Below are 13,593 nucleotides of genomic sequence, written 5' to 3'. Positions count from 1 at the left end.
CACTTCGGGCAGATGGGAGGCGGGGTATCCTTGGGCACAGGATCTCCCTTTCACCAAGGCGGGAGCTCAACACTGTCAGTCACCGGCAACAGCCGAAAGCGCGAAACGGTGATAAATCACCCTGCGCCTTTTAACGGTCCAGTAACGAGTCAATTCCGAGCAATCGACACGGTATTCAAGCACTCCGCCATTTTTAGATCGGCGCAATCACGGTTTCGATCCGCAGGGTCAGAATTGCGCGGCTGGTGGCTTCTCACTCGAACGATCAACATTGATTGGCATCGACAGTAGCGCAGCGATATTCGATCTCATCTTTACCGATATCCATCATTGGCACCAAAGCGGACACGGCGGTTATGGTGATGCTGCTGATAGCGTTCGTCGAAGATTGGCATCTGTATCGGCTAACCACGCTTTACGGACCTTCTTGGCGCGCTCGGGCAACGTCCCTTGTCTCAAATAATAGCAAGAGGCGATCAACGGCCTTTCACTTCCCTGGCGCCGTTCAGCATAAAAAACAGCAGGCCCATCTGTTCGTCCTTCATATCACCGGATGTTGCCGCGCGCGAGCATCAAACCTTTCTCCCGAAACAGAGCGGACTTAGGTCTTCTTTTTCGCTGTCGGCGGATTGATTTCAGCGATCCTGCGCAAGCAGTCGGCTTCGGAAGAATGCGGGCCCGAGACGAAGGTTCCGCTGACTTTGGTCGAGTACCAGCCGGATTCCACACCGAGACGAAGCGATTCTTCTGTCATGACGTGACGAGGCGAGAGATTTTGCATCATGGTGCTTTCGGTTAGGCCGTTCCATCGTGGCACGAACGGGCAGGATGAAGTGTTCACTTGAGCCAAACACTGGTTTGATCAGGTCTCTTCCCCGAAAATCGGGTAAGGTCCGCAAGCACCGCGGACACCAGGTCGCGGTGATGGGTGTCGGCCGTCGGCAGGCCGGCGGAATACAGGTTGAGCACGTAACGCGCCTTGGCCACCGCCTCGGGCCACGAAGTGGCCGGTGCGGCGAGGATCTCGATTTGACAACGCCCTGCTTGTCACGCAGCAGCTTCGCATTGGCCTCGACTTCGGCGATTACGCGACGGATATCGGTGGCTTTCTGCGCCGCCATGCCGCGATGTTTGTCGAACTCGATCGGGGTCTCAGTCACGCGGCGCACTCGCATCGATGCGTTGCGCGTCGGACAGATCGATCGAACTGATCGAGATCATCTCCATCGCGGATCGTTGCGGCGGCGCGCCGGGCACCATGATCATGGTGGCGACCCGCCGGAAGCACGGAAACGAAAGGCCTTCGATCATCTCCTCGTCGGTGATGATTTCGTAAGCTCCCGATGCGAGTTCCCGGTCGATACCCTTTATGCGGAAGGGATGCCTGAAATGAACCGTTTCTCGTCGCGTGCGCGTGGTCATGCCGGCAGCCCGGCGAATCTGCGCGCGAAGTCATGAGGTTTTGCGGACATCGTCGCAGCGTGCGCGCTTTTGCGGCAATTAGCTATCGTTTTTTCCGCTGCCGGCCGCATTTGACCGAATAACCCGGCCGAAGCCTTGTACTGGTTCGTTTCGTAGCCATTTCAATTATAAGGAGGCTGAAAGGCATTTCGAATGAAGATTCGCGTCGGATTCGAAATGCTCTACGATTTTCCGCAACCGACGCCGATGATCGTGGTGCTGGGCACACACTTCACGCGCGCGTCCGATGTGATCGTGCCGGACTTCCTCACTACCGACCCCGCCATCGAAATCGGACCCTATCGCGACATGTTCGGCAATTGGTGCAGCCGCATGGTTGCGCCCGCCGGTCGTGTGCGTCTTGCGGCCGATGGCGTCGTTCGCGACAGCGGCCTGCCCGATCCGGTGTTTGCTTCCGCAGTTCAGCATGCGGTCGAGGACCTGCCCGCGGATACCCTGGTCTATCTGCTCGGCAGCCGCTATTGCGAGACCGAGCGGCTTTCGGAAATCGCCTGGCAATTGTTCGAGAAAACACCGCCGGGCTGGGCACGGGTCCAGGCGATCTGCGATTTCGTGCACCGTCACGTCGCGTTCGGATACGAGCATGCGCGCGCCAGCAAGACGGCGTGGGAGGCTTACGCGGAAGGCAAGGGCGTCTGCCGCGATTACGCCCATCTCGCCGTCGCGTTCTGCCGCTGCATGAACATTCCCGCGCGCTATTGCACGGGCTATCTCAGCGACATCGGCACGCCAAAGCCTTGGGCCGCGGGCGATTTCGCCGGCTGGTTCGAAGCCTATCTCGGCGGCCACTGGCGCACCTTCGATCCGCGCAACAACGTGCCGAGGATCGGCCGCATCCTGATCGCGCAGGGCCGCGACGCCTCCGATGTGCCGATCACCCAGACGTTCGGGCCAAACACACTGGTCAGCTTCAAGGTCTGGACCGAAGAGATCGTGTGACGAAGGATGATCTCAGTTCCGAGATTGGCCCATCAGCGAAGTGACGCCCCGTGTGGTCCAGGTCTGCTTATTGGGGCATCGCGGACCAGATTTGCTCACGCTGAGTTCTTCGCATTTTGACCCTAAACGGGAATCGGGCATCGCCTGATCGGAGTTACAAAATCCCGCTCAATGTGGTTTGCGACAAGGAGCATGGTTTGCTCCCTAAATCGCGCGGGCCGTTCGCCACATGGGGTCAAGCTGAAGAACCCGGTGTCGCCTTCGAAGGATGTGCAGAGGACTCAGTCGTTCAGAGATGAGCACGCGGCAATAGCCATCCCATGATCTTCTGATACGGATCGCGACGACTGCGGACGAATGCGTTCTCGTTCTGCTGAGCGGCGGTCCTGGCGAATTCAGAAATCCCCTCCATAGACTGCCGTTTATCCTTCGGAAGCTTCGCCCATTGGCGAATGATCTTCCGGCGGGCTTCGCGTTGCTTTTCCCTTACGTCAGGCATCGCGACGCTCCTTGAAGAGGATCATTCCGGTCGACCTGGTATTATTTGGGCCCACTAGAACTTCAACGTCCAATCAAGAACTCTTAGCCCCTCTTATCAAGAACAATTTTGATTGCTTCTCAAAGGCCGTATCCTGCGCAGACTAAACCTGAACCAAACCGATGATTAGGTGCCCAAACCAAGATTGGTACAGCTTGGTACACCCCAACTTGGTGTCCGCCTATACACGGGAGCGAGTCTCATATTGGCTTTGCAGGCCCGCCGCCCTAGAATTGCGTCGATCGCAGGACGGGCGAAATGCAGTATGTTTGCGACGCGCCGAAGGGCAAGACGTAGTTCCGTATCGAGACGGAAGGTGAAGCGGTGCATGAGTCGCGCCTGATGGGCCACACAGTTGAGAAATATTTCCGCCGCGAGCGGGAGAAGGCAGTCCAGTCCTGGCGTCCGGAGCGGCCCAACGCGATCGAGCGCGACATCGGCCTCGAGGCCCATGTACAGCGAGAGATGCCGCTTTTCCTCACGCTGCGCGACAGGGAGGGCAATGCACTGACTACAGCGATGCTGCCACCGGGTGGCAAGGATCGCGGCGGGTTCCGGATCATCATCGTTGCCGCATCCAATGCCGATCCTTATCCTCAGCAGGACGCGGCCATCGCTGCACTGGGAGCGTATTTCGGTCTCACACTCGATCGCAACCGCTGCTTCCCCTACGGCCGCTAAGGAGCCTGACAAGTATCGCCGCTTGATTGGAGCGATGTCGGCTCATGTGAAGGGTTTCGGATGCCGGCCTCATGAAGGTGGTGCCGCGCACGGCGGGGCCGGCGTCCGAAAGCCTCCAAGGGAGGAAACCGCGCTTAAGGGAACGGAAGGCCGTGCGGCAGGCGCTATGGGGATTTGAGCGCCGCGGGTGAGCACGTTGATTGAGATCGAGCTGGTGCAACGATTTGTGCGACGGCGAATCCGCTGACGAATGCGCGGCGGATGGCACCGAACTCCATAAGCTGTCCGACGATTTGCGACGGCTGGCGGATATCTGAGCGCACTCTGCCGTGGCCGGTCGAGAGCCGGCGATCACGACGAGCAGATTTGCAGGATTGTGACGCGGTCATGAGGTGTCGATCCTGATGCGGTTCGTTGGAGGCGTCGGCCGATGCCGTGGCGTTGCACCGCGCGCGAAGACCTCGATGATGATCATGTGACCGCCGCAGCATGGACAAGTGGGCCTGCTGGGATCGACGGCGGCAGCGGCAGGCTGATCTTCAGGTTTTGCCATGGCAAGCAGTTCACGGGCGTGAGCGACGTTGTTGGCGCAAGGGCCTTTAGCGAACAGGCCGTAGTGACGGATGCGGTGCAAGCCCTTGGGTAACACGTGGATGAGGAAGCGGCGGATGAATTCGAAGGTCCCGAGCGTCATGCACTTGTATCGATCGCGGCCCTCGATGCGGTAGTCCTTCCATTTGAAGGTGACGCCATGTTGATCGAAGGCGATCAAGCGGCTGTTGGCCATGGCGACGCGATGGGTATAGCGCGACAGATAGGCCAGCACCGCCTCGGGTCCGCCGAACGGGCGCTTGCTGTAGACCACCCATTCGCTTCTGCGCAGCGGCGCCAGATGGGCCGCGAAGGCTTGCGTGTCGGCAAGCAGGGCATGATTGCCGAAGAAGTTAAGGCGGCCGGCTGCGTGCGCCGCCATGAGCTTCTCCAGGAACAGCCGGCGGAACAGCCGCGAGAGCACGCGCACCGGGAGGAAAAAGCCGGGTCGACACGATACCCACTTGCTGCCATCAAGCGAGATGCCGCCGCCCGGCACGATCATGTGCACGTGCGGATGATGGGTGAGCGCCGAGCCCCAGGTGTGCAGCACGGAGGTAATGCCGACGCGAGCCCGGAGATGCTTGGGGTCAGCGGCGATGGTGATCAGGGTCTCGGCAGAAGGGCTGCAGGGGGAAGCGCCCGGTGCCAAGCAATGCTCAACATCGGCGCGGCCGTTGCTAAAGGCGGAGAAGGACGAAACATGGATGCGATGCTCTCGTTTCTGATATCGGCAGGAATAATGGCCTTTGGTGTTTGGATTGTCGTGGGCACCGTCATTGCTGGATCGCCATTGGCTTGGACGTTCACGGGGTTAGTGCCCATGGTCGTAGGCTCGATCAGCCTTTATCAGGTAGTCAGCGGCCTAAAATCTGCGTAGCGGGTTCGCTAATCGGTTCGCTTTATTGACACGATAGTGGTCCGCCGGTTCCATGCCGGCCGGATTTTCAGGCCTCAATCGAACGCGATGCCGAACCGACGTGCCTTTCGCCAGACACCGTGACAATGGTGATTGCTGCGCTCTGTGCCGATAACCAAGTCGAAAGAGTCGGGAATGCCGATTTGGCTTTCGACCTCGAGATTTGCGCCATAGCCTGACATTTTGCGGACCAGGCAGTCGATTCCAGAGCCATCAAACGAGATCGTTCCAGCCGTTAGGGTCTGCTGGCGCTGGGTGCCTCGCTTTTCGTCTAGACCGGGCATGCTTCTCTCCCGTGAAATTTTGTTCTTGAAGGCAGCATTTGCCCAATCGTGCAAGCTGGCAACTACTGTTCTCCTATCGAATCGTATCTGTGCCATGCAGTGCGAGCCGCTAGCAGCATCAAACATCTGGAAGGTTCGGGTCGCGTCATCAGACGCGGCCCTTGAGATGGCATTATTTCTCATGAGCCCTTGTGCGCCTGCAACGCACGCTTATGTGCGAAAGATGGTAGCACTCGCCAGTCCTGAGTGCCAATTTCAAACAAAAACCAAACCCAGGAGGACCGCCATGAAATTCCGTCCGCTTCACGACCGCGTTGTGGTCAAGCGTGTCGACGCCGAAGAGAGGACTACCGGCGGCATCATCATTCCGGACACTGCCAAGGAGAAGCCCTCGCAGGGCGAGATCACAGCGGTCGGCCCAGGCGGCCGCGACGAAGCCGGCAAGCTGATCCCGATCGATCTCAAGGTTGGCGACCGCGTGCTGTTCGGCAAGTGGTCCGGCACCGAGGTCAAGCTCGATGGTGAAGAGCTGCTGATCATGAAGGAGAGCGACATCATGGGTGTCCTCACCGATCTGCCCGCCGCCAAGAAAAAGGCCGCTTAAGCGCCAGCCAGATTTCCTTATCCTGAGGAGTCGGCGCAGCCGGCGTCTCGAAGGATAAGATCAGCAATTCAAATCTCATTCCTCAAGAAACTCGCCTAGTCGCGAGGCCTTTTGCGGTCTGACCAGTTGAAAACGGAGATGATTATGTCAGCTAAGGAAGTCAAATTCGGCGTCGATGCCCGCGACAGGATGCTACGCGGCGTCGACATACTCAACAATGCGGTCAAGGTGACGCTCGGCCCCAAGGGCCGCAACGTCGTGCTCGACAAGTCGTTCGGCGCGCCCCGCATCACCAAGGACGGCGTCACCGTCGCCAAGGAAATCGAGCTTGAGGACAAGTTCGAAAACATGGGCGCCCAGATGGTGCGCGAAGTCGCCTCCAAGGCCGCCGACGCTGCCGGCGACGGCACCACTACCGCGACCGTGCTCGCGGCCGCAATCGTCCGCGAAGGCGCCAAGTCAGTTGCCGCCGGCATGAACCCAATGGATCTGAAGCGCGGTATCGACCTGGCGGTGGACGCCGTGGTCGCCGACCTCGTCAAGAACTCCAAGAAGGTCACCTCGAACGACGAGATCGCCCAGGTCGGCACCATTTCCTCCAATGGAGACGCCGAGATCGGCAAGTTCCTCGCCGATGCCATGAAGAAGGTCGGCAACGAGGGCGTGATCACGGTCGAAGAAGCCAAGTCGCTCGAAACCGAGCTCGAGGTCGTCGAAGGTATGCAGTTCGACCGCGGCTATATCTCTCCCTACTTCGTCACCAACGCCGACAAGATGCGCGTCGAAATGGACGATGCCTATGTCCTGATCAACGAAAAGAAGCTTTCCCAGTTGAATGAACTGCTTCCGCTACTCGAAGCCGTAGTGCAGAGCGGCAAGCCGCTGGTCATCATCGCTGAAGACGTCGAAGGCGAGGCTCTCGCCACCCTCGTCGTCAACCGCCTGCGGGGCGGTCTCAAGGTCGCGGCCGTCAAGGCTCCGGGCTTCGGCGATCGCCGCAAGGCCATGCTGCAGGACATCGCGATCCTGACCGGCGGACAGGCGATCTCAGAAGATCTCGGCATCAAGATGGAGAATGTCACGCTCGCCATGCTCGGCCGCGCCAAGAAGGTGATGATCGACAAGGAGAACACCACCATCGTGAGCGGCGCCGGCAAGAAGGCCGACATCGAGGCGCGTGTCAACCAGATCAAGGCGCAGATCGAGGAGACCACCTCGGACTACGACCGTGAGAAGCTGCAGGAGCGTCTGGCCAAGCTCGCGGGCGGCGTCGCGGTGATCCGCGTCGGCGGCGCGACCGAAACCGAAGTGAAGGAGCGCAAGGATCGCGTGGATGACGCGATGCATGCGACCCGCGCTGCAGTCGAGGAAGGCATCGTACCGGGCGGCGGCGTCGCACTGTTGCGCGCCTCCGAACATCTCAAGGGGCTGCGCACCAAGAATGACGACCAGAAGACCGGCGTCGAGATCGTGCGCAAGGCGCTCTCCTGGCCCGCGCGTCAGATCGCGATCAATGCGGGCGAGGACGGCTCCGTCATCGTCGGCAAGATACTGGAGAAGGACCAGTACTCCTACGGCTTCGACAGCCAGACCGGCGAATACGTCAACCTGATCTCCAAGGGCATCATCGATCCTACCAAGGTCGTTCGTGTGGCGATCCAGAACGCGGCTTCTGTGGCAGCGCTGCTGATCACCACCGAAGCGATGGTGGCAGAAGTGCCGAAGAAGAACGCTGGGGGCGGCGGCATGCCTCCGGGTGGCGGAATGGGCGGCATGGGCGGTATGGACTTCTAAGTCCCAGCTTTGAGGCGATCAAAACGAGAAAGGCCTGGCAACAATGCCGGGCCTTTGCGTTGCGTTCTGGGACCTCGATCCGCTACTGTTGATATGCTTTCATCCAATGGTGCTTGCTGACCTTTTCCGCCAAAAGTAGGCGAGGCACTGCGTCCCGTCCGCGAGCGTGACACCAGAGCAGGTCTGAACTAGCTCCGCGCCAGGGACAAGCAAGGAAAGCCAATGCCTCGACCAAGTCGCTCCGTCGGTGGTTTCTCAGAAGGCGACTTTGCCAGTGGTTTTCTCGGCGACTGATGCCGCTAATAACTAACAAGGTGATCGCTATCTGCGCGGCCTGTTCGTCGCCGGCGCGTTCGCCGTCATCCGCTATGCCAAGATCCATGTCGATCATGACGCGCTCGATGTAGCCGACCTTTTTCCCCGCCGGTCCCGTACACGTTCGTGCCCTCGACATTGTCGCTTCCGATCAGACTGAATGTCTCGCGATCTCCCATGGCCATGTTGACCTCCTGGATGTTGTCTTCTGGAGTCAACGGGACCACGATGGCTCCGTTCCTGGTTCGAGGACGAGGATGGAGCTGACCGTTTTGGAGCGCGATTTTCTGAGGAGGCTCGTCGGCGAATCCTGGGTCAGCCCGCCGATGTTCGACCATGAGATCATAACCCTGCTCGTGGACCTGGGTCTGGTCGAAACCGAACCGCTTCCATCCGGAGGAGTAGAATACCGCATAACTGACGCGGGTGACGGGCGGCGGCTACTGCGTAACAGGTCGGCCGGTCCAGCGGGATGGTGGGGAGGGCCGAGCGGGAAGCGGGGCCCGGCTGCGATGGCCGGAGTGCCCACAAGGCACCTTGTTCCGGGCACAGTAGTCCACCGCTCAAATTGATAAATGGCTTAACTCGCCCGGTTTGATGCCGCCAGAATAAGGCTTAAGATTCGGGTGATTTGCAAACAACGTGAGGTGTAGCTTGACAGCCGACCTCGTTTTCAAGATCGCCATTGCCGGACTGTTCATCTTCTCGACGGTTCTCGCCTCTGTGCTCGTCCTGAATTTATGAACGAGTCGCCTCGGTGGGCGCGGCGGCCGGCATCGCCGGTCCAGACGCCTGATGGGGGCGACGAGGATGCAGAAAAATGTTGTAACAAATGACGCCGGCCGGGTTGCAATCTTGGCCACGTATCCGAGGCGCCGCCGGTCAACCTAATAGAGAATCCTTGGGAGCGGCAATTCGATCATGCAGACGATTCCCGCAGGGCCGAATTCACGTCGGACCGTAGCGTTCGGTATTGCCTTTTCAATGAGCGTGCTTCCAAAGCCGGTGGACGTCGGTGGCGTGACAGGCGGACCGCCCCTTTCGCGCCAGACCACCGTCAGAAACCGTTGAGCACTCTGGGTGCGCACGGTCCAACTCAGATCCACGGTCCCGGTTTGCTGTGAGAACGAGCCGTACTTGGCAGCATTGGTGGCCAGTTCATGGAAGACGAGCCCGAACGGCGTTGCCAGATCGGCAGGCAGGATGACCGGTTCGGCTGCGATCTTGGCCCGGCCAGGATTGCCGGAAACATAGGGGTCGAGCTGCCTGCGCGCCAACGTCCCGAGATCGGCCCCCTTCCAGTCGGAGTCGACCAGCAGCGAATGAGCCTCGGCCAGCGCGGAGAGGCGGCCATCCAGGCGGTCGGTGAAATCGTCGTACGATTTGCTGAAGCGCCGGGTCTGATGCGCGATCGACTGCACAACCGCCAGCGTATTCTTGACGCGATGTGTCAGTTCGCCAAGCAATAATTTTTGTTGCTCCTCCCACGCCTTGCGTTCAGTCACGTCCCGGGTGCTTTCAAGGGCGAGCTGCCGACCTTCGATGGTTTCCAAGATGATGCGGCTTTCGATGGTCAATTGCCGGCCATCCTTGGTCTTGTGCTTCAACTCGCCGTTCCAGCTACCTTCGTCCAACAATTTCATCCGTAACCTGGCGAACGATCCTCCGGGTACGATCGTGTCCAACAACTTGTCTTTCCTCTTTCCAACCGCCTCATCGCGGCTGTAGCCATACAGTTCTTCGCTGCCGCGATTCCATTCAACGATTGTGCCGTCAATATCCCAGATGAATATGGGATCGCGCGAGAGCTCGACGAGTTGGATCTGCTGGCGAAGCCTGCGCTCGCTTAACCTGAGCGCATCTTCCGCATGACGCCGGTCTGTCATATCGACGAAAGTGAGAACGACGCCGTCGATCCTGTTTTCGACGGTGCGGTATGGGCGCAGACGAACGTCGTACCAGCGATCCTCGCGGCTGCGAATTTCGTGCCGGATGGGGGCGAGGTTGGCGAGCACCGCTTGCGCGTCCTTGACCAGGCCCTCGTATTCTAGCTTGTGTGCGAAATCCGAGATCGGCCGGCCTTCGTCACTCGGCGTGATGCTGAAAAGCTCGGTCACCTGCTGCGTAAAACGTTTAATGCGTAAGCTCGAATCGAGAAACAAGGTCCCGAAATCGGTCGCTGCCATCAGGTTTTGGAGGTCGCTGTGTGCGCGCGACACAGCCTCCAGCTTCAGCTTGAGCTCGCTGTTTACGGTCTGCAACTCTTCGTTGATGGATTGCAGCTCTTCCTTGCTGGTTTCCAGCTCTTCGGAAGTGGAACGATATTCCTCGTTGATGGATTGCAGCTCTTCATTGGCCGCGCGCAATTCCTCGTTGGCGCTGTCCGACTCCTCCCGCGTCGTTCGCAGCCGTGCCTGCGTCTGCAAAAGCTCTTCCCGCAGCCGGGTGACGAGTTCGGCGGCGGCCTCACTCTGCGAGAAGACTCCTTCGGCGCCGAGCTCGACCACCCCACCTTCAACGAACAGCACCAATGCCTTGCGGTCCCCGCTATCATTGTGATCGTCCGCCGGTTTCACGTGCATTAGGACACGGTGCGGCGAGCCGTTGAACTGAACAGGGATAGGCAGACTTAGCCAGGATTGCGAGGTTTCAAAAACCCGGTGCAGAGCTGTGCGCAACTCGAACCGGAGTTCCGGCCGCACCAAATCGACCACGTCGCCGGTCAAGGGGCCGCCGGCCGGCTGCAAAAAGCGGCCGGCGTGATCGGACATGTGCAAGACCCGATGCGATTGATCGACCAGAATGCTGGGCGGAGCCAGCTTTTCGAGTGCTTGGCGGTGCAAGGCAACCTCGCTGAGCAGTGCGGTCCGGCTCGGCGGCCTTATCAGATGTGCAGGATGCTCGTGCAGCATCCCCACGTTCCCGAGCAAGCGCGGCATCAGACGCAGTTCGCCAGGGGCGGCCGACGACTGATAAATGCGAGCCTTCCGGTCGAAAGTACGGAACAGTCCACCCGGATTGTCGGCAGTCTCGGACGTGCCCAGCATCAGAAATCCGTCTGGGTTGAGCGCATAATGGAAAGTGTTACACGCCAGCTCTTGCAGTTCGCGATCCAGATAAATCAGGAGGTTGCGGCACGCGATCAGATCGATGCGCGAAAACGGCGGATCCTTGAGAACGCTGTGACTGGCGAACAGCACCACGTCGCGCAGTTCCTGGCGAACACGATAACCATCCGCTTCTCGCACGAAAAAGCGCTGCAAACGATCCTCGCTGACGTCAGCTTCGATGGCCAGGGGATACCGGCCTTCTCGCGCGATGGCGAGCGCCTGGGGGTCTATGTCCGAGCCAAAGACCTGAATTGTCGGCCTGATGTCCTCTCGCGAGGCCTGCTCCAGCAGCAGCATCGAGACCGAATAGGCTTCCTCGCCGGTGGCACAGCCAGGGATCCAGACACGAATCGGACGATCGGGCAGCTTCCCGTGAAACACTTGTGGAATGACCTGAAGTTCAAGTGTCTGGAACGCTTCCTTGTCGCGGAAAAAAGAAGTTACCGAAATGAGCAGGTCGCCCAACAGGGCCTGCGCTTCGTCGGTGTTGTCACGCAACACGCCGTAATAGTCGTTCAGATTTTCAGCTCTCGTGACCTGCATCCTGCGCGCGATCCTGCGCAGAATAGTCGCTCGCTTGTATTTGGAAAAATCATGCCCCGTTCGATTCCGCACATGCGCGAGGACGCGCCGCAGCAGTTCGTCGTTGAAATTATGCAGCTGCGGCCTGCCATCACGCTTCTCGCGCACCAGCTCAGTCAGGCGTTGAGCTAAATCGCGCACCGGCAGTACAAAATCCGCAATCCCGGTCGCAATCGCGCTGCGCGGCATCGACGGGAATTCGGCCTCGTTAGGGTCCTGCACGAGGATGATGCCACCGGACTCCTTGACGGCCCTCACGCCGACTGCGCCATCGGACCCGGCGCCGGTCAAGATAACAGCGCAACCGTCCCCGTGCTGTTCCGCCAGAGATCGAAAGAACAAGTCGATCGGCGCTCGTTTGCCGCGGGGCTCCTCGAACTCGGCAGTCGCTATTTCGTGGTCGGTGATGTGCAGTCGGCGGTCGGGTGGAATGACGTAAACGTGGTCGGCTTGCAGCGGGACGCGATCTCCGACCTGGGAGACTGGCATATGTGTACGCGCAGCCAGGATGTTTGGCAATTCGCTGCGAAAATCCGGATCGAGATGCACCACCACGACAAAGGCAGCACCGGTTTTCGCGGGCAGCGCACCGAACAGAAGCTGTAACGCGTTGACGCCGCCGGCGGAGGCGCCAATGCCGACTATGACCGGCGTGGTGGCACTCCGTGCCGGTACTTCGTTCGCATCCTGGTCACTAATGTCAGCCATCCCGCGGTCCCCAGCACTGCGTCCGGTCGAGACCAGTATTTGGCTAACCTTATCACGGGTTCGGTCAGAAAAGTTTGATTTCGCAGGGATTTAAGCAAAGCCCCAAGCGTGGGTTCCACGTTTATGCGTTCTATGGCCATCGCGATATCCTGGCCATTGGGCATTTCCGCCGGCGGTCCGAGGCGCTGCTACCTCACCGATGAATTCGCGCATGAATTCATTGCTTCCGATCTCGCAAGGTGCGGCAGTCCGGTAGCGTTACATTGGCCGGAAATATCGACCAGCCAAATGCTTCAGTTTGGCAGTCTCGACGATTCATCCTTGAGCCGCAAACTGAGCTTTGGCTGTCCAGCGGCTATTCTTGGGATTCCGCAAACCCAGGCGCCGGATTCCTAGATACCGGCGTGGCGTCGGGTCCCAAAGCTGCATCGCCTGAAGCTGCAGATGGATCATATCGAGCATTTTACCTGCTCAGCCGTCCAAATCGACCAAATACACTGGCAATCCGGCATCCGCTGATCGTGCCGAGGTCTGCTCCCGGTACCGCTTCTTTTCATCTTGACTGGACAGTCGAACGCGCAAGGTTGCGAGCTCGTCGCAAAGAGGTTTGCCGCCCGATCGCGCCGAACGGGCGGGGCTGAAGAAGGCCTAATGTTTGAGGAGTTCATCCCCGATATTGGACGAGGTTGTGGACAGAGACTCAACGGGAGGCTTGCCAATCCTTGCCGGAAACGAGGACTTGGCTAATTAAGAGGAGCGGCGAACGAAACCGGGGCGATCCTCAGCAAGTGAAATGACAATCTCGGCGGCACGTTCTCCGACATAGGTCTCACTCTCAGGCGTCATCCGCCTTCCTGTGACGCCAGGGTAAACGCGCAGCAGTCCGGCCCCGATGGGACCTGCTTGCCGGCCGTGGCCACGCATAGTCTCATACGCCATACGCATGCGCCGAAGATAAGAATTTCGCGGGCGGGGTCAAATCGCTAAAGTTCAATGAACGTCATCGGGCGTTCATGAACCTTTATCAGCTGCGGCGAGTTCTTATC

Annotated in this window: 11 protein-coding genes and 1 pseudogene; 5 read left to right on the top strand and 7 right to left on the bottom strand. The window is 59.3% G+C overall.

Annotated features, from left to right (window positions below; translation table 11 throughout):
- Positions 1-601: 601 nt before the first annotated feature.
- Both K3F49_RS24700 and K3F49_RS24690 read right to left on the bottom strand, forming a co-directional pair.
- Positions 602-781, bottom strand: coding sequence for a hypothetical protein (locus K3F49_RS24700; RefSeq protein WP_195790363.1), 180 nt, complete (start codon positions 779-781; stop codon positions 602-604).
- Positions 782-1,152: 371 nt separating this feature from the next.
- Complete coding sequence (locus K3F49_RS24690) at positions 1,153-1,422, bottom strand: hypothetical protein (protein ID WP_234683547.1); 270 nt, start codon at positions 1,420-1,422, stop codon at positions 1,153-1,155.
- 192 nt (positions 1,423-1,614) lie between these two features.
- Between K3F49_RS24690 and K3F49_RS24685 the strand changes: the two genes are divergently transcribed.
- Positions 1,615-2,421 (top strand): transglutaminase-like domain-containing protein, encoded by an 807-nt coding sequence (locus K3F49_RS24685; protein WP_234683546.1) that lies wholly within the window; start codon positions 1,615-1,617, stop codon positions 2,419-2,421.
- A gap of 289 nt (positions 2,422-2,710) precedes the next feature.
- Here the strand turns inward: K3F49_RS24685 and K3F49_RS24680 are convergent, their stop codons facing one another.
- Positions 2,711-2,920, bottom strand: a complete 210-nt coding sequence (locus K3F49_RS24680; RefSeq protein ID WP_063707793.1) for a hypothetical protein — start codon at positions 2,918-2,920, stop codon at positions 2,711-2,713.
- A gap of 381 nt (positions 2,921-3,301) precedes the next feature.
- Here K3F49_RS24680 and K3F49_RS24675 point away from each other — a divergent pair, with 381 nt between their 5' ends.
- On the top strand, positions 3,302-3,640 hold the full coding sequence (locus K3F49_RS24675) for a hypothetical protein (protein WP_234683545.1): 339 nt from the start codon (positions 3,302-3,304) through the stop codon (positions 3,638-3,640).
- Positions 3,641-4,025: 385 nt separating this feature from the next.
- Here K3F49_RS24675 and K3F49_RS24670 read toward each other — a convergent pair.
- A pseudogene (locus K3F49_RS24670) lies at positions 4,026-4,853 on the bottom strand (IS91 family transposase); the annotation flags it as partial.
- 33 nt (positions 4,854-4,886) lie between these two features.
- Here K3F49_RS24670 and K3F49_RS24665 point away from each other — a divergent pair.
- The gene (locus K3F49_RS24665) at positions 4,887-5,111 is read left to right on the top strand and encodes a hypothetical protein (protein ID WP_234683544.1); all 225 of its coding nucleotides are present in this window, start codon (positions 4,887-4,889) and stop codon (positions 5,109-5,111) included.
- 74 nt (positions 5,112-5,185) lie between these two features.
- Here the strand turns inward: K3F49_RS24665 and K3F49_RS24660 are convergent, their stop codons facing one another.
- Entirely contained in the window at positions 5,186-5,434 is a 249-nt protein-coding gene (locus tag K3F49_RS24660; RefSeq protein ID WP_234683543.1) for a PilZ domain-containing protein, read from the bottom strand.
- Positions 5,435-5,720: 286 nt separating this feature from the next.
- On the opposite strand from K3F49_RS24660, the gene K3F49_RS24655 reads away from it, so the two are divergent.
- A complete protein-coding gene (locus K3F49_RS24655) occupies positions 5,721-6,038 on the top strand; it encodes a co-chaperone GroES (protein ID WP_234683542.1) in 318 nt (105 codons plus the stop codon).
- A gap of 144 nt (positions 6,039-6,182) precedes the next feature.
- Entirely contained in the window at positions 6,183-7,832 is a 1,650-nt protein-coding gene (gene groL / locus K3F49_RS24650) for a chaperonin GroEL (protein ID WP_234683541.1), read from the top strand.
- An 82-nt stretch (positions 7,833-7,914) separates the two neighbouring features.
- On the opposite strand, the gene K3F49_RS24645 is transcribed toward groL, so the two are convergent.
- On the bottom strand, positions 7,915-8,223 hold the full coding sequence (locus tag K3F49_RS24645) for a hypothetical protein (protein WP_234683540.1): 309 nt from the start codon (positions 8,221-8,223) through the stop codon (positions 7,915-7,917).
- 811 nt (positions 8,224-9,034) lie between these two features.
- On the bottom strand, positions 9,035-12,547 hold the full coding sequence (locus K3F49_RS24640) for a chemotaxis protein CheB (RefSeq protein WP_234683539.1): 3,513 nt from the start codon (positions 12,545-12,547) through the stop codon (positions 9,035-9,037).
- Positions 12,548-13,593: the final 1,046 nt, after the last annotated feature.

It is taken from the genome of Bradyrhizobium monzae, assembly GCF_021458635.1.
Taxonomy (GTDB): Bacteria; Pseudomonadota; Alphaproteobacteria; order Rhizobiales; family Xanthobacteraceae; genus Bradyrhizobium.
This window is presented reverse-complemented; position numbering and strand designations above follow the sequence as displayed.